General features: G+C 58.1%; 17 protein-coding genes. 8 read left to right on the top strand and 9 right to left on the bottom strand.

Translation table 11 applies throughout. From position 1 onward, the window contains the following. Positions 1-167: 167 nt before the first annotated feature. Together GGR13_RS03930 and GGR13_RS16915 are read right to left on the bottom strand one after the other, a co-directional pair. Complete coding sequence (locus tag GGR13_RS03930) at positions 168-2,681, bottom strand: DEAD/DEAH box helicase family protein (RefSeq protein ID WP_183212122.1); 2,514 nt, start codon at positions 2,679-2,681, stop codon at positions 168-170. Between the two features lie 254 nt (positions 2,682-2,935). Beyond that, positions 2,936-3,490, bottom strand: coding sequence for a hypothetical protein (locus GGR13_RS16915; protein WP_425486066.1), 555 nt, complete (start codon positions 3,488-3,490; stop codon positions 2,936-2,938). Positions 3,491-4,072: 582 nt separating this feature from the next. Between GGR13_RS16915 and GGR13_RS03920 the strand changes: the two genes are divergently transcribed. Beyond that, a complete protein-coding gene (locus GGR13_RS03920) occupies positions 4,073-4,840 on the top strand; it encodes a recombinase family protein (RefSeq protein ID WP_183212121.1) in 768 nt (255 codons plus the stop codon). A 235-nt stretch (positions 4,841-5,075) separates the two neighbouring features. Here GGR13_RS03920 and GGR13_RS03915 read toward each other — a convergent pair whose 3' ends face one another. From GGR13_RS03915 to GGR13_RS03905, 3 genes are all read right to left on the bottom strand, one after another. After that, positions 5,076-5,291, bottom strand: a complete 216-nt coding sequence (locus GGR13_RS03915; RefSeq protein ID WP_183212120.1) for a hypothetical protein — start codon at positions 5,289-5,291, stop codon at positions 5,076-5,078. A gap of 387 nt (positions 5,292-5,678) precedes the next feature. After that, a complete protein-coding gene (locus tag GGR13_RS03910) occupies positions 5,679-6,881 on the bottom strand; it encodes a pilus assembly protein TadG-related protein (RefSeq protein ID WP_183212119.1) in 1,203 nt (400 codons plus the stop codon). A gap of 47 nt (positions 6,882-6,928) precedes the next feature. Then, entirely contained in the window at positions 6,929-7,384 is a 456-nt protein-coding gene (locus GGR13_RS03905) for a response regulator (RefSeq protein ID WP_183212118.1), read from the bottom strand. Between the two features lie 317 nt (positions 7,385-7,701). Here GGR13_RS03905 and GGR13_RS03900 point away from each other — a divergent pair, with 317 nt between their 5' ends. Continuing rightward, positions 7,702-8,187, top strand: coding sequence for a Ros/MucR family transcriptional regulator (locus tag GGR13_RS03900; protein WP_183212117.1), 486 nt, complete (start codon positions 7,702-7,704; stop codon positions 8,185-8,187). Between the two features lie 79 nt (positions 8,188-8,266). Here GGR13_RS03900 and GGR13_RS03895 read toward each other — a convergent pair whose 3' ends face one another. After that, a complete protein-coding gene (locus tag GGR13_RS03895) occupies positions 8,267-8,578 on the bottom strand; it encodes a TonB family protein (protein ID WP_183212116.1) in 312 nt (103 codons plus the stop codon). 308 nt (positions 8,579-8,886) lie between these two features. Between GGR13_RS03895 and GGR13_RS03890 the strand changes: the two genes are divergently transcribed. From GGR13_RS03890 to GGR13_RS03880, 3 genes are all read left to right on the top strand, one after another. Further along, positions 8,887-9,078 (top strand): hypothetical protein, encoded by a 192-nt coding sequence (locus GGR13_RS03890; RefSeq protein WP_183212115.1) that lies wholly within the window; start codon positions 8,887-8,889, stop codon positions 9,076-9,078. An 11-nt stretch (positions 9,079-9,089) separates the two neighbouring features. Continuing rightward, a complete protein-coding gene (locus tag GGR13_RS03885; protein ID WP_183212114.1) occupies positions 9,090-9,380 on the top strand; it encodes a hypothetical protein in 291 nt (96 codons plus the stop codon). A 633-nt stretch (positions 9,381-10,013) separates the two neighbouring features. Next, entirely contained in the window at positions 10,014-10,160 is a 147-nt protein-coding gene (locus GGR13_RS03880; protein WP_183212113.1) for a hypothetical protein, read from the top strand. A 1,001-nt stretch (positions 10,161-11,161) separates the two neighbouring features. On the opposite strand, the gene GGR13_RS03875 is transcribed toward GGR13_RS03880, so the two are convergent. Beyond that, a complete protein-coding gene (locus GGR13_RS03875; protein ID WP_183212112.1) occupies positions 11,162-11,710 on the bottom strand; it encodes a sugar O-acetyltransferase in 549 nt (182 codons plus the stop codon). Positions 11,711-12,046: 336 nt separating this feature from the next. Between GGR13_RS03875 and GGR13_RS03870 the strand changes: the two genes are divergently transcribed. Next, on the top strand, positions 12,047-13,465 hold the full coding sequence (locus GGR13_RS03870) for an alpha-amylase family glycosyl hydrolase (RefSeq protein ID WP_221230387.1): 1,419 nt from the start codon (positions 12,047-12,049) through the stop codon (positions 13,463-13,465). 138 nt (positions 13,466-13,603) lie between these two features. Here the strand turns inward: GGR13_RS03870 and GGR13_RS03865 are convergent, their stop codons facing one another. Both GGR13_RS03865 and GGR13_RS03860 read right to left on the bottom strand, forming a co-directional pair. After that, positions 13,604-14,218, bottom strand: a complete 615-nt coding sequence (locus tag GGR13_RS03865; RefSeq protein WP_221230386.1) for a dual specificity protein phosphatase family protein — start codon at positions 14,216-14,218, stop codon at positions 13,604-13,606. Positions 14,219-14,413: 195 nt separating this feature from the next. Continuing rightward, positions 14,414-14,881, bottom strand: a complete 468-nt coding sequence (locus tag GGR13_RS03860; protein ID WP_221230385.1) for a ferritin family protein — start codon at positions 14,879-14,881, stop codon at positions 14,414-14,416. A 197-nt stretch (positions 14,882-15,078) separates the two neighbouring features. Here GGR13_RS03860 and GGR13_RS03855 point away from each other — a divergent pair, with 197 nt between their 5' ends. Both GGR13_RS03855 and GGR13_RS03850 read left to right on the top strand, forming a co-directional pair. Continuing rightward, positions 15,079-15,381, top strand: coding sequence for a PepSY domain-containing protein (locus GGR13_RS03855; protein ID WP_183212111.1), 303 nt, complete (start codon positions 15,079-15,081; stop codon positions 15,379-15,381). 4 nt (positions 15,382-15,385) lie between these two features. Then, a complete protein-coding gene (locus tag GGR13_RS03850; protein WP_343060290.1) occupies positions 15,386-16,000 on the top strand; it encodes a cytochrome b/b6 domain-containing protein in 615 nt (204 codons plus the stop codon). Positions 16,001-16,007: the final 7 nt, after the last annotated feature.

Here is a 16,007-nt window from a genome sequence, read left to right as displayed (position 1 = left end):
TCCAGTGGGCTCCAAGTGCACCTTTTTGATGCGCTTAGGTGGGGGGAGAGCACCTAGAGAGCGAGTCCCGCGCTTCAGTAAGAGGATGTTTGGCTGCGGCGGCTGCTCGGAGGCGACGTTGAACGCTCCGCCTCGGATACCACGACGTTATCATCCACTGCTCATCGCTACTTGCTGAACGGGGTGGAATCGATGCGCTTCAATACCGCCTCAATGTCCCACCGCTCCTTGTCCGTTTCATTTCCGATGGCAATTAAGCGCTCCATAGGCGTGTGCCTGCGCAAATCCTCAATCAACGCCAGGAGTTCTTCACGCAATGCCGTCAGAGCCGTTGGCTGGCACAGGCTCATTTGCGCCGAAGGATTGGCTTGGCCGTGCGCTCTCCCTGCTGGGCCGACATAAACCAAGCCGAGATTTTCATAATCCGGATAGGCCTGCGCCATCCATACGAGATGGTCGTGACCCTGCGAAATATCCTTTTTAAAATAGGTCGCCGGATCGTCCTTGTCGGTCTTAAGCTCGAAGCCGATCTGTCGCTGTTTCGAGTCGTCGCGCCACAGCACATCGGGGCCTGTGCCCTCGTCATTGTCAGGCCGCGTTGAGGTGAATCCAAGAATTTCGCCGAGGGCACGCACGCCGGCTTCCGTTTCACTGGGGTCGCCGTCGTCGATTAGCGCAAGCGTCTGCCTAAGCTTGTCCAACTCGGCCTCAAACTTGTTACCGTGGCTGTACCTGAGCAGGCCCTGCAGCGAACGCCCAAAGGCATTCATATCTGGGGACTTCTTCGCACCGGTGACCGGTGCCGGACGCGGCAGCGTTACGCCGTTGCCTAGCCGACGCATGGCGTGCCCAAAAGCGGATCTTGCCGCCTCCCTGTCCCCCTCGCGCTCGAACGCTGCGCCCAGCCACAGCGCGTGCCACCCTCCCAGCGGCGTGTCGTGCTGCGCCGTCGTGTCGACAGTCTTTTCCAACTCGCGACGCGCACTTGTCGGATCGTCGTGCCACATCGCCTCGGCATATTTGGCTTCGCTTAGCGCAGCCGCGACAAGAAATGGTTCAGCCGTGCTGTGACGGGCAAGCTGGTCTTCGTCGAGCTCAGCCAGTTTAACTTCGCGCTGATAATAATCGATCCACCCATCATCGCGTCCTATGACACGCTCGATTAGCTCGATCGCCTGTTTGCTAGTCTCAATGCCAAACTCTTCTTGCAACTCGCGGCCGATTAGCACCTGCTTCTGTAGAAGCGGCGGCAGCAACGCGAGATTACGGTCGTTAGCGAGCCATTTGTCGAGATCGTCGCCCTGGACGAGGAAAGCACCATAATCGTTTCGGCCTCGGTTGATCCGTCCAAATAACTGCGCAAGTCGGTTGGCTATGCGAACTGCATGGACGTTGTTCATCCTGAGGAATTCCCACTGGTAGCGCTCCAGTAGGGACGACCCAGAGGGCAGGCCCTCCATAATCATAACCCGGCAGGTATCATGGGGCAGGTCGATGCCGTCTACCCGCGATACGAGGGCAAAGGCACCCGCGTCTGCCTTGCGGAATACATCGAGCTGCTCAGAAAATTCAGTCCGCGATGGCGGTTGCGCAACCTTCGCCCAATCCTTGGCCCTCTCATAGTCCGGCACCGCAATTACTACTTTCTGCTTCTTGACCAGCTTTTCCGCGAAGTCAGGACCAAAACCTCCGCTAATCTTGCGACCGCTGACTATTAAACGCTCGCCGTTACCGGCATCGTTTGACGGCGTGACCGTTACATCGGGCTTGCGGCCGAACGCTCGGATGAAATCGGTCTGGCTCTGGAGCGTCGCCGACAGATAGACGCGTCGTACCTTTTGCTGGAAAATGTCGATTGCGAGCGACGGCAAAAACGGTGGTGTCAGTTCGAAGGCACCCCGCGTGAAGACTGCCGCGCAAGCTCCAAGTCGGTCCTCCAGCCAAGCGAAGGGATAAGTTAGCTCGGCGTGATCCTTAATGCCGTGGCGCAGCAAGATTTCGAGCAGGCGTTCGCTTCGTTCGTATAGGCCATTTGGCGCTACGAACGCTGTCGAATGCCGCGACAGATCAAGTGCATCGCGGAACTGCCCGGAGATGCCGAGTTCTTGAAAATGCGGCTTGAACAGCTCGGCGATTTCTTTGAACAGAGCCTCGTGGCTATGGACGTCGATGCGCAGCGTGAAAGCGTCACGCAGCAGGCTACCAGCGACATGTGCGTCATCAAAGATGATCGCCTGTGGGAAGAAGCGGTTTCGAAGTGCGCTATGACCGTTGAAAAGCGCCGCATATGTTGTGATGCAGAAGCCTTTGCCGGTCTCAAATAGGTCGTTCGAAAACTCCTTCCGGAATCGGGTCGAATGATCGATGCCGATGCGGTCAGCTTCTTCCGCCGTCTGACGCACTAGATCAATCGTCGAACAGACATATAGGACATTCTGAAGTCCCTCATTAACGAGACTCTGTGCGATCAACAGGCCAACAATCGTTTTTCCCGCTCCTGTGTTGAGCGAGACCAGCACGTCTTGCCGTGAGCGGGCGGCATTCCACTCCGTGAGCGCCTTGTCTTGACCGCGCCACAGGTCGTTGAACGTTCCGGACAGGCTCGGCAGCGTTTCGAATATGCGGATCGGGTCGGTCGGTCTCTTGGCCCTTTTGGCGCTGCCTAGTTTAGAAAAGTCCATCAAAAGGGCCCGCGATGAGTGCACTCCTAACCCTTAGCGTCTTTTCGCGTCTCGGGCGTTCCAAAACTCGAGTCTCCACAGTCACTTAGGAAGGCGCTGGAATCTATCGTGTTTTTTCTTGATTGGTTAACCGGCTTGGTTCAGGATTCACGTGGCTCCCAAGCTCGGGCTGTGGGTTTGATCCCCGTGGCGTCCGTGCGGCACGCTTCACATGAGTGGAGCTACAAGGCGGCGGAGAAGACGGGCTTGGGGGCTTACGCCCACCACTGTTCGGGATAGCCGTACTGGCGGAACACTTCGAGCTGCTCAGGTTCTGCTTTGACCTTCCAGCCAGGCATGAGCTTCACTCCGTAACCGGCGATAACACCCCCCACCTTGTCGTTAGCTGTCGCCATTCGTGGCCTCAGAGCGATTGCAAATCGCGGATCGCATGCCCTCGTGTCGTAGATGTCCGCTGCCTTGAAGAAAGCGCTGGCGACGATATCTGGCAACTTTAATCCATCGTGACCGGCGTGGTTCTTGATCTCCATCAGTTGGCGGTGGAACGTCCCGTAAGAGAGATTCCCGGCTTTCAGAACTTGGTTGTCACCCTTTACCCGCAACCAGTCGAAATATGCATTCATCTGCGAGTACGAGAGGCCGCCGCGTTCGCTGAAGATCATTTTCACAAGACGCGTTTCCTGAAAGTCCACTTGCGATCGTCGCTCGATGAAGTGCGTGACCCGCTCAAGCAACAACCGTGTCATCCAGCAATAGAACCAGTTATCGCTCGGAATTTGCTCCGCCAGCGGGTTACGATGGCCCCGCATGTTTCGCTTATTTGAACATACGACAAAGCACCGGATCGGGAGCCCGGCTAAGCGGGCGCACGCCGCAAGTTTCCTTGTCGGGCTCAACTTCGCGAAGTGAATGTCTCGCATTTGATGGCTTCCCATCGAAGCCATCAATTCCTGGATCCACCCCGAGACTAGGGGCTCCTGTTGGGCCCTAATCACGACTGCCGACACCATCAGCCATTCGCTTGAGCCCGGCGTGTCGTCCGGCTTAACCCGACGGAGGCCTGGATCGCCTGCCTCATCGATGTAGGCAACGTAGGAATATGGCGGTGGATGAATCGCAGACATGGAAATGCGCGACCACGGCGAGAGCTCTTCGTCAATTGTCGCCAGGGGACAGTGTTCCCTCCCTGGAGACAACGCGTAAGGGCGCTCAACCAAGCCTCTTAGACGCCGCCCGCAAAACGAGACGCCTTCTAGCCTCGGACAGCTCGAGTTGAGTTTGCCTTCTACACGTCGGTGCTGCGGCCTCGTTGTCCTAACTAAGATTTCAGTCGATGCCTGGACCACTTCGGCAAACGTTCATTTGCCGTGAGATCTGGTGAGGAAACCTCAATGAAGGCAATTGCTTATTACCGGGTCAGCACAGCGTCCCAAGGGCGCAGCGGTCTAGGGCTAGACGCTCAACGTCACGCTGTTCAGCAACTTGCAGCGCAGCGCGGTCTGTCGATCTTGGCCGAGTTTACCGAAGTCGAGACAGGCCGTCGGGACGATCGCCCTGTGCTCAAGAAGGCTTTAGGGCGAGCGAAGCTGACCGAAGCAACCCTTGTGATCGCAAAGCTCAATCGGTTGTCTCGCAACGCTGCCTTTTTGCTGACGCTGAGAGACAGTGGCGCGCGATTTTTGGCTGCGGACGTTCCGGACGCGAATGATCTGACGATTGGCGTGCTGGCTGTGATTGCCCAAGCCGAGCGGGAAATGATTTCGCGCAGGACGACCGAAGCCTTAGCCGCGATCAAACACAAGATTGCTCGTGGCGAGACACACATATCCAGCCGAAGTGGACGGCTCGTCAAAGCGCTGGGCAATCCTCACGCAGAGGGTGCTCTCGGTAAGTATGCTGGAGATTTGACGCTCGCTCGTCGGGCGCGATCACGCCGAACTGCTGCTCGGTATCGCGAGCTCGCCCCCATCGTCGCTGCAATCATGTCTGCAGGACACACAAAGGCCTCGGCCGTGGCGGCTGAACTCAACCGACAGGGTATCGCTACACTGCGTGGCGCTAAGTGGCACGCTTCGACGGCTGGTCGGCTGATTACTGCCCGAGGCGCTGCGAAGCGTCGGTTTCAACGTTCGCTACGAAGGTCTGCATACGACCCGTAGCGGCGCTTCGGAAGGTCCGCTTCCGGGCATCGGAACGAATGTCCGCTTTCCGCCCGCCTGGTCATGGCCGATCTCGACCCACAAGGGACATTGCGTTCTACTTTTGGCGATTGAGGGTGCAACTGGTCAGCAATCCAACTTCTCCAGTGGCCAGGTCGGTCATTCTGGACCTCTCCGAACTCAAAAGGGCGGCTCCGAAGAACCGCCCTAGCGGTGTTGAATATTCCGGGCCTTGTCAGATCTGACCTTGGTGGGTCATCAGTGCAAAAAGCACCTGCTGTACGGAGCCCGCCACAAGAACCGGAAACCCTCCGCATTCAATGGCGGTCGTCTCGTTCCCCGGCCGAGACGACTCGCTTTCGACTACGATGCCAACCATTTCAGGATTAACAAAGATGGGTTTTCCGGCCTGAGGTGAGCCCGGCCCACCAACGAATTCGACGAAGTTCAAAAGATACGCTCCTTACTTGGAGCAATCTAACTCGCACAATCACCAGGCTGCGTCACTCTGACCATTTCCAGCGCAACGGGCAGCGCTGACCGCTGGCATCAAGGCCTTCATCGATACGCCATTAAAGGCGAGTGCTTTCACACCCTCAACGGCGGCTCAGAAATTCAGCTTTCGTATCGTGGGCACATATCCAGCTTCGGCCATCGCATGGCTCTGCCCTTACCCTGAGAAGACTTTGCGCAGTTCTGTTCCGCGAAAGCGCAAAGACATTCAGTAGAGGGTACCGACCCAACAGTGCCGAACTGCTCATCTAATAATTGCAAAAACCAACACAAGTCACATTTGCAGGTCAATGCGTTCGTTTCCCGCACATCAAGTTACTGCAGTTCACCTGACCAGCGTGGATCCGCCGGCCCGAGGGCCGACGCCCTGCGGGACGGGCACGGTCGAACCCGCGTAGTTGGCGTTGATGATCAGCGAGGGCGAGCCCTTAAGTTCTATTGCCTTGGCCACAAGCACAGTCCAGGCGCTGTCGCGGGCCACGTCGTCCGTGCCATCAACTAGGAGCGTTGCATTAGGTACATAAACTACACCCAACAAGCTTTCGACATTGTCTGACGAGATGATGAAGTCCTGAGTATTGTTTCTTGTCGCGGCCATGACAAATCCTGCGAAACGTCCCGACCTGCGGCCGTCGAGTGTGACTTTTGCGTTGTCGTCGAACACGAATTTTGAGGCGAGATCGAACATCAGCACCACGTCGTCACCGCTGAGCGTGGCGTTCTCATTGACTTCTAGCGCCCCGGCAATAAACCAGTGCTCGCCGGGTTCAAGAATCAGCTGCGCATCGCCACCAACTTTGATCCCGCCGCAATGAATGCCCGCCGGGACACGGATGATCCCCGACTTTTTGTCGATACCGAACAAACCTGCACTACAATTCAAAGGCGGCACCAGCAGTAGCTGGGCAAACGGGTCTTCGATCGGCTCTGCGCCAGTACCTGGAGCCGGATTAATGGCACCAGTGGCCCGGGTCACGGCTTGAGTCATCGCGGCCCGGATACTGCCGCCCTCCACCTCGATATCGCGATTGGAGTGGACCAAGCAGGCTGGGGCGGAAATTGCAGCCCTGTCCTTCACGTTCAGGAGTTTGGACCCAGAGTCGCCGCTAACCAGGACGCAGAGCGGGGTCATGCCCACAGTGGTTGCGGCGGCGTCTGCGTTGAAACGCCAGCCTCCGGGCGGCAGCATGCTTCCGAAGAACGACGGCCGATGGCCGTTCAGTTTCACCCGTATGATGCGCTGGGCCCGTGTTTCCTCGACCGTGATGTCGCTGATGATGGTTGGTGCCTCGGCCCATTCGGAGACATGGCCCTTAACGAAATCCTCGGCGCGCGCGATGGCTGCGCCGTCATCGATCGCCAGCCCCAGTTCCCACGCCCCGGCCAGGGCGGCTGCATCTGCCACGTCCTGCAGGCGGGACTCGGAGGACTGGACATTGTTCAGGTCGATGGCCCCGACGCCGAGTAGGATCACGGCTGGTGCCGCGAGCGCGAATTTGAGCGCAATGACCCCCTTGTCGTCGCCCATCAGGCGCGAGGTGAGGGTGGCGATCGCCCGAAAAAGAGGGCCCGGATTCAGAAGGTCGCCTGCAAGGCAGGGGTTACGGCCTGAGCCCTGAGCCGAGCCTCAGACCGCGCAGCGCGCAGGGTGAACCGCAGTTGATAGGTCAAGAGCCGCCAGTTCAGCGGCTTGGTGACAAAGGCTGTGGCTCCAGCCCGAAAGGCGCGGTCGATCGCGTCCACATCCTCGCGGCCTGTCTCGACGACGATCGGCAGATGTTCTGTGGAAGGGTTTTCCCGCAGTCGGCGCAGCAGTTCGAAGCCATCCATCCGCGGCATTTCCAGATCGACCAGAAGCAGATCATAGGTCTGACGCTCGACGGCTTCGAGGGCTTCGAGACCATCGCTGGCGGTGTCCACATGGGCGGTGTCTGAGGCAAGATTGACCTGGGCGAACTCCCGCAGGATCGGATCGTCATCCACGAACAGAATGCGCGCGTCCTCGGTCAGCACATAGAAGAAACCACTCATAGATCCGTGCTCATCACTCAAAAGACCTTTCTGATCTTGCGACCGTAGGCCTCTCTAGACCTTCGGTGTTTAAGATGGGGTTGCGATAACGTTAGTTTTCGCAGAGATGTCGAGTTGGATGGGAAATCGAAACTAATCGCCAGAGGCAGCTAAGCCGCTCATGGCAGGACAGCTCGAATTGCACCCGTCCAACGGCAGGGTGAAGACACCATAGCGATGAGATGGATCAGCGCAGACGGCCGCCGCACAATGGGGTAAGCGATCTCGCGAAGGACTATCCTTAAACTGCCATACTCAACGCTTTCGATTTGGGACCTATGACCGACAACCGTATTCTCGAAATGACCACCGGCATTATCGCCAACTTTGTCGCCAACAATCGTGTTTCGCCGGATGAGCTTCCTAAGCTGGTGAAGTCGATCTCTGACGCATTAAACACTGTTGAGGCTGGCCCTGCAGAAGCTGAAACTGAGGTGACCTACGACAAGCCGACTACGGCTCAGATTAGACGCTCGGTCTCGGATGGCGGGCTCATGTCCTTCCTGGATGGGAAGACCTATAAGAGCCTGAAACGCCATCTGACTAAGAATGGACTGACCCCGAACCAGTATAGGGAGCGCTATGGCCTGCGTGCCGACTACCCGATGGTAGCGCCGACCTACTCTGCAAGACGGTCTGAACTTGCCAAAGCGATGGGCCTCGGTGTCGGTGGTAGGAAGGCTGATGATGACGGGCTGCCGGTGAGAGCCAAGCGAGTCAAAAATTCCAAAGTTAGCGATAGCCCTGTTGAGGCCGAAGGCTGAGAACAGGGTTAGGGACCGCATTGGCCGATCTAGCTTCTGCTTGGCGGGCAGACGGCACCGACAGAGGTGCCAGCAGCCTTTAGGGGGTGAAGACGATTGTCCTGGCGAACCGTATGTCTGTTCGGGGGGGCTCCACCTCGACGTCTTGCATCAAGGTCAAGGCTGCTTGGCCAAAGCCCATCCCCGGATGGGTCTCTTCAAGCACTTTACAGGCTTCGACCCGACCGGTCACACGAGCAGTGCACTCAAGGGTGACAGCTACGCCTTGGAGAACTGGCTCTTCCGACCGCTCGCGAAACGAGGCCGCGTTGACCTGGCCTTTTGCGGGCGTGGTCGCGGCCGTAACCGCTGGATCGATAAAAAGAGCTACAGCAATAATGAGTTCGATCATGTCTAACCCTCGTTCTTGATCATTCAATGATGGATCGAGGCCTGGGTTCCCAAACTTGGCCGCAGATGAGTCGGTCTTCCGCAGTGAGGCTTCAGTACATCTCAACCTCAGCCCCTACTTTGGGCGGCATGCAGTAGAACTACATTCGGCCCCTGCCAGCGACCCCATCGCGGGGCAGCCCTATGAGCACCGTACAACCGCAGCGCTAACGCCCGGCAGGAACAACACCATGACTCACGTTTTCACGGAACCGTGAAAGCCGCGCGTCGTTTCGTGCCGGACAAACAGCGGATCTTCGAGGGGACCAAATGACTGAAAATACAAACGGTAGCGGCGGCAACGTCGGCCTCGCTTTCATCGTCGGGGGCTTGCTGGTCGTCGTGGCAGTCCTAGCTTGGTTCATGTTCGGTCGTGGCGGCGCGATCGACAACACAAGCGATATCAATGTTGAGGTAGAACTGCCCGAGGTCTCCGCCCCCGCCGTCCCCGGCTCGAACTGAGGATACTAAGTATGACCGATCCCAATATGGTTCCCCCCGAACGCCCGACTGAGGTACATCACACCACGGTAAATGTTGCCCCCGAAAAATCGGGCGGTGGTGGTGGCGCAGCGCTAATCATCGGTGCGCTTTTCGTGATCGCCCTGATCATTGCAGCGGTGTTGTTCTTGAACAACGCGCCAAGCCAGGAAGCGGGCGATACAAATCTGGACGTCAACATTGATGTCCCGACCCCGTCCGTGCCTGAGTTGCCAGACGCACCAAGACTGCCAGAGCTGCCAAGCCCCGCTCCGGCACAGTGAAACAAGGACGATCCGTGATCCCCCGCGGTTGCTGATCGTCCTCTATCAGGCTCAAGCCATGACGGCGCCCGCGGGCGACCACTCCAATGCGAGGACTCTTAGGCCGATGCCAACGGGCGTCGGCCTAAGAGTCCGCTTTCTCAGCCATTGGATAAGCCGTAGGCCGCGGCGATACGAAGGAACATCTTGCCGGAATTTTTGGCGATTAGCTCCTTGCTTTAGGCTACGACGCTGCCGTGTGGTTGGGAACTGCCGTCGATACAGCCGAAGCGGTCGATCAGCTGCGACTCCTCGTTGGATCGTTGATCTGGAAGAAGCTCCAAAACGAATAGAGCCTCCGATCTGAAGCTCGAGGGGCTCTCAATACGGAGCGCGAGGCTCGACGAGACGCAACCAATCAACGGCAGGCCGCCTTAAGGTCAATGACCACAAAACGCCTAGGGCGAGCCCTGCTCATGGTCATCACGGTACTTCTGATCGTGGTGGCGGCATGGGTTGTTTGGTCGGGGCCGCAATAAACCCAGCCGCATCCTTCGATTAACCATGCCTCAAAAAGACCGCGCAAAGCCAAGCTGAACTCGATTTTGACCCGGGGTTTTATCAGCTTGGAAGGGCCTAGTACCCAGGCTTGATATGCAGACCGATAATGACGAGCTGGTTCGCCGTTGGATCGTCCAGTTCCTAGAAGCACCAACCCTGATCGATGCGGATCTGATGATCCCAATTTTGGAGGAAGCTGAGGCTGTGATGCAGATGACAGAACGTTTTATCGATCGATAAGTAGTTATACGTAGTCTCTGTCCCTGGGCGGCCCCTGCGTACGTCGTCCAGCGGCCCGCCCCGAACCTTCCATCAAACACATCTGGCTCCGGGACGGGCCGCGAATGTCTAATTGGGTCAGGGAGCGATCCGGTTCCGCCTACCGGTATCTGAGAGGCGGGTTCAGCATCCCTCTGGGCCAGATCAAAGGCCAGCGCACCCAGCACGATCTCGACGTGATTGAGGTGTTCGCCTGTCGCCCGGATGTCCACGTCATTTCAGTCCGCGGGACGAAGCACGGGACAGACGCGGGGGCATTCGCTGACTATGCCCTCCGCGGCTGAGTTCAATGCGATCTGAAAGGCTGCCGTGGCGGCGATCAGCTCGGCCTTACCAGTAGAGCGAGATGGGATTTTGCTGCCTGTCTCCAGCCACGCTCGCGCCAGTTTCACCAAGGCACCGCCTCCGACTGCGCTGCCGATCAATGCTGCTCTCTCACCAAGCGTGGGCATCATGGGCGTCTCCCCCACCGGCCCAACCCGGGCCGCCACCCTCGTCTAAGTTCGATAGACGGGAGGTAGCCAATCGCGGCGGAAGGCGACTTGGATTCTGGACCGCTGCGGAGCTAAGTGCTGCTGATCGTTCTGCGCCAAATGGGGCGGTCACGGCGGTCCGGACTCGACGGGGTTCGGGCCGCTACCTCGCAGCTTCCGGTCACAGGCCATCGTTAACTGCGGTCTGATATTGTCGCTCGATGAACCGTAAACGCCACCACCGCCGAAACGTCATTGCCGCCCTGCAAGAGCCCGTGCGTTGGTTTCGAGATCTCAGATTGCTGTGGGCCCTGATCGATTGACCTCAAGAAGCGCGGTCTCGTCGATGTCCAGTCGCGACCTTCACCCCATTACCGCTGGATAAATACCGCCCAAACGACGGCGCGAGCGGCTATCCACCCCTAGCGATGGTTCGGGAGGTCTGCTCTGGCATCAGATCGAATGTCCGCTTTCGACCCATAGCGGACCTTAAGCCCGTGTGCGGGCTGGGTTGCCTAACGCGGTCACGCCAGCGGACACGTCGCGCGTGACGACGCTCCCGGCGCCGATAACAGCGTCGTCGCCAATCGAAATGCCCGGCAAAATGATAGCGCCGCCACCAATCCAAACATTGTTACCGATGATGATGGGTCGCCCGAACTCCAGACCGGACGCGCGTTCGGCCGGGTCACGTGGATGATCAGCTGTCAGGATCTGCACGCCTGGACCGATCTGCACCCCGTCACCGATGACCACTTCAACCACATCGAGGATCACACAGTTGAAGTTCAGGAACGTGCCAGCCCCCAGAGTGATATTGAACCCGTAATCGCAATGGAAAGGTGGCCGGATCACGGCGTCTGGGCCTACCGCTTTAAGATGTTCGGACAGAAGGGCGTGTCGGTCAGCCGGGGACCAAGAGAGAGCGCGATTATACCGGTCGAGCCATGCTCGATTGGCCTGCATGTCCTTTTTCAACGCGGGATCTCCGGCCCTGTAGGGCAACCCAGAAAGCATCTTTTCTTTTTCGGACAACATGAGGTGCCTGTCTCGTGGTGGGGGTGTGTCTAGGCGGTTTCTGATCTCGGCATCCGCCTCGCAGCCTGTCCACCTCTAAGCGCAAGGATATCGCTCTCCGCCGGCATGTCTTCTGCGTTCAGCAGCAATAATGGGGAGACTTAGATTATTCTCGCCGTCCAGATTGCCTTTGGGAACTGTCCAAACACCGAAACGGGTTGGTGCTGCTGGCCTCACAACGGAGCGATGCGCCGAGCAAGTCGGCTTGACTCCTGATCTAGGATGGCGATCACACCTTGACCACAACACCCAATCAGTCGCCACTCATCTAAAAGGAACGTCCCTGCGGAGGCTCGTATGCGGTGGTTTTTTCTGGTGCTGGCGATGCTCTCGCTAGCCTTGCCCGTTTTGGCGCAGAGCGGTGACGCAACTCCAGACCAGCGGATTTCTGACCAGACCGCAGCCGCGATTTATCAACCTCGACCCATGGTGACCCTGACCCACCCGGATTGGTCGCGGAACGCCGTCATCTATCAGTTGAATACTCGCCAGTTTACGCCCGAGGGAACGTTTAGCGCCGCTCAGTTACAGCTCCCGCGCCTCAAGACCCTCGGAGTCGATATTATTTGGCTGATGCCAATCCATCCGATCGGAGAGATAAACCGAAAGGGGTCGCTCGGAAGTCCCTACTCGGTGAAGGATTACTTCGGGGTCAATCCTGAATACGGGACCATGGATGACCTGAAGGCCTTCGTCGATGCAGCCCATGCAGAGGGTATGCACGTCATTTTGGATTGGGTTGCGAACCATACGGCCTGGGACAATCAGCTGACCCGCACGCATCCCGAATGGTACGAGCGCGACCTCGATGGCAACTTCAGGCCCACGCCCTGGTGGGACTGGTCAGACATTATTAACCTGAACTACGCCCACGCCGGTCTACGTCAATACATGACGGAGGCGCTCATGTTCTGGGTGAGAGAAGCGGGCATTGACGGGTACCGAGCGGATGTTGCCGGCTTCGTCCCTCTGGACTTCTGGGAGACGGCGCGACGACAGCTTGAGACTATCAAGCCTGTCTTTCTACTGGCGGAGTGGGAGATGCGCGACATGCACTACGCCGCCTTTGACGCCACCTATGCTTGGAGCTGGAGCGAGGCGATGACGAAGATCGCCGAGGGCCATGCCGGGACCTCCGCCCTGTTCACCTTCTACTCCTGGAACGAAAGTGCATATCCGCGTGAGGCCATGCGGCTGGTGGGAACCACTAACCATGATGCCAACGCCTGGGAAGGCACGGAATACGAGCGGTACGGCCCGATGCGCGAGGCCGCAACAGTCCTATCCGTAGTCGGCGAGGGTATCCCGATGATCTACAACGGACAGGAAGTGGGTAATACACGCCGGCTGAAATTCTTCGAGAAGGATCCTATCGTCTGGCCCGCAGACTACCGGTTGGACGAACAGGGACTGCTTTATCAGCGGCTGTTCCAGCTCAAACACACTAACGCCGCGCTCGCTAACGGCCAGTGGGGCGGCCGAATGCATCAGGTCGTTAACTCGAACGCGAACAAGGTTTTCAGCTTTTTTCGAGAGAGGGATGGCGACAAAGTCTTCGTTGTGATGAACCTCAGCAACGAGGCTCAGACGGCGACCTTTTCAGGGATCCATCATTTTGGAGACTACAAAGACTTCTTGAGCAATGAACCTGTTACTGTGAATGTAACAACCGAAGTGGCGCTGCCTGCTTGGGGCTGGCGAGTTTTCGTTCACTAAGCCAATGTCCGCTTCCCACCCCTAACGGCGGTTCGGAAGGTCCGCTTTTGGGCCTTGGGGCGAATGTCCGCTTCTCGCCCTGGGGCCAATGTCGTAGTGCGACCCAAAGCCGACGTTCGCGGACCATCCGGCGAAGGATCAGCCTTCCACGAACCCAAGTGCACGCTCCATCCTCTCCCAGGTTAGGGTTGTCCCCCAACCTTTGCCGAACGGTGCGGAAACATGGCCGTAGCGGATTGAAAGATGGCGCTCAGCTGCTTCTTCCCCGAGGCCCGCAATCGCAGCAGCGTACAGAGCTGACGCCAGGCCGGTACGATCGGCCCCGGATTCGCAATGGATCAGGAGAGGCTTTGGTGCGTCACGCATGATCTCGATCAGCTGCAATGCTTCGCCGTTTGTGATCCCGCGCCTAGCAGACATGCGGAAGTCGATGTGGTTTAGGCCGAGCTGATCAGCGGCCGCGACCTCTTCTTGATACCAAGCGTCGGACGGGTTGGCCCCTCGAAGGTTTATGACTGTGCGGATGCCATGGTCCCGGACATAGCGCTCCAGCTTCGCCGGCGACGGCTGTGCCGATCGGAATGCCTCGCCTCGAGCAACTGTGTGGAAGTTTCCGTTTGCCATCGTGAAGCTGATGAACACCACGACGAATAAGCCAACCGCAGCCAGGGTCCAGACGACTGCAGCGCCAAGGCCTGAGAGGGCTTTTCGAAGCCGTCGTGATCGTGATCGTGTTGAAGGCAGCAGTGTCATGGCGGTGTTTCGTTCGCAGATACAGGTTACGGGCATCAAAGCGCGGTCCACTCGGAACCGTGAGCCAAACACTGTTATTATTCAAAGCTGGATGGGCAGCGGTGACCCATTGGCCGACGAGCATGTTGGGTTTGATGATCGAGCATCGTCGGCCCAGGCGCGGGCTACTGTCCTTGGACGGGGATTGTCAGACGGCTATCGCGAACCACGTAGCCGATCAGCAGCTTCACGGTACCGCTCGTAGTGGTCAGCTTCGTCCGAAGCGATCTGTCGAAATAGTGCGGCAGAACACGTGTCCCCGTCCGCATCGGCTTCTTTGGCAAAATCGACGTACATCGTAACGCTCTCGTACTGCTCACCAGCCATCGCATCCAGAAGGTTGGCCTCGTCTGTACCGCCGAGTCCCAATGCATCCGCCTCACGGGCGAAATGTTCAGCGGCTTCAACGTTGGCAGAGCTCTCGAATAGCAGGGCAAGCTCTTCCTTGCCGCTCTCGCGTGCGACTTCGGCGTAGCGGAGATACTTCAGGTTAGCGAAGGCCTCGCCGTGCATCGCTGCCTCGAGATTGGCGCGCGTTCGAGGCGCTAGCTCGCCTGCGGAGGCAGCGCCGGCTGACAACGTCAAGGCGGCGAGAACGGTGGCTAAGATGGACTTCGTGATCATTGGAGTTCTCCGAGAAATGGGCCTGCGCCTGTTGCGCACTCCGGAGATGACAGCCTTTGCTGACGCCAGCCTGACGGAAGCTAGATCCGATACGTCTGCTTTTTTCTGATCGGTCAGGCCCCTGTCAGGTTCGAAGACCAGTTTTGCATCACCGGGCAAGGTCGCTCGGCAATCCGAAGGTCTTCAAGGAGACACCCATGCAAAAGTTCATCGTAACAACAGCATTAGCCCTCAGCCTCGCAGCCGCAGCAGCCTCAACGGCCCTTTTCTACGCAGAGCCCGCTGCAGCAGGTCCGAAATGCACAACGGCTCCACGCAGCCAGTGGCTTACCGAAGCTCAGATGCGGACCCGTATCACCCAGATGGGCTACACGAACATCCGCGTCTTCCAAGTCAGTGGCAGCTGTTACGAGATCTACGCCCGGGCACCGAATGGCCGGCGCGCGGAAGTCTATTTCAATCCGGTGACCGCAGCCGTTGTCGAGAACAACGAGGACTGATCTGGTGACCGAGCACATGTTGGACGACGGCGAGCGGGCGATTGCCCGTTCGCCAATAGGCACTAGCAAACGCACCAAGGTTTGGGACCCGATAGTCAGGCTGTTTCACTGGACCCTGGTGACGGGCATTGTCGCGAACCTGACCTTTTTGCGTGAGGTCAAATCGGTCCATCGCTACGTCGGCTATGTGATCGTTGCCGCCATTGCGGTGCGACTTATCTGGGGCTTTATCGGTTCACGCCATGCCCGGTTCACTGACTTCGTGACAGGTCCCCGTCGCCTCGTTAGCTACATGGCTGCAATGTTCCAGCGACGCGAGCCTCGATACATCGGGCATAACCCGGCTGGCGGCCTGATGATGATCGCGTTGGTGATGCTCTCTCTATTCTGTGGGGTTACGGGCTGGATGATGGGTTTGGATGCCTTCTGGGGCGCGCCTTGGTTGGAAGCGACACACGAGGTTGCCGCCAATACGATCATGGCTCTTGCAATCCTTCATGTGCTTGCGGCCCTTGTCGAAAGCTGGCGTCACCGCGAAAACCTGATCCTGTCGATGGTGACCGGGTCGAAGCGCGCGGCGATCGGAACGGACGTCGATCATGCGCCTCCTACTCGTTGAAGACTCC

The organism is Brevundimonas variabilis, assembly GCF_014199945.1.
Classification (GTDB): domain Bacteria; phylum Pseudomonadota; class Alphaproteobacteria; order Caulobacterales; family Caulobacteraceae; genus Brevundimonas; species Brevundimonas variabilis.
Note: the sequence above shows the minus strand (reverse complement) of the source record. Positions and strands in the feature narration are given on the sequence as shown.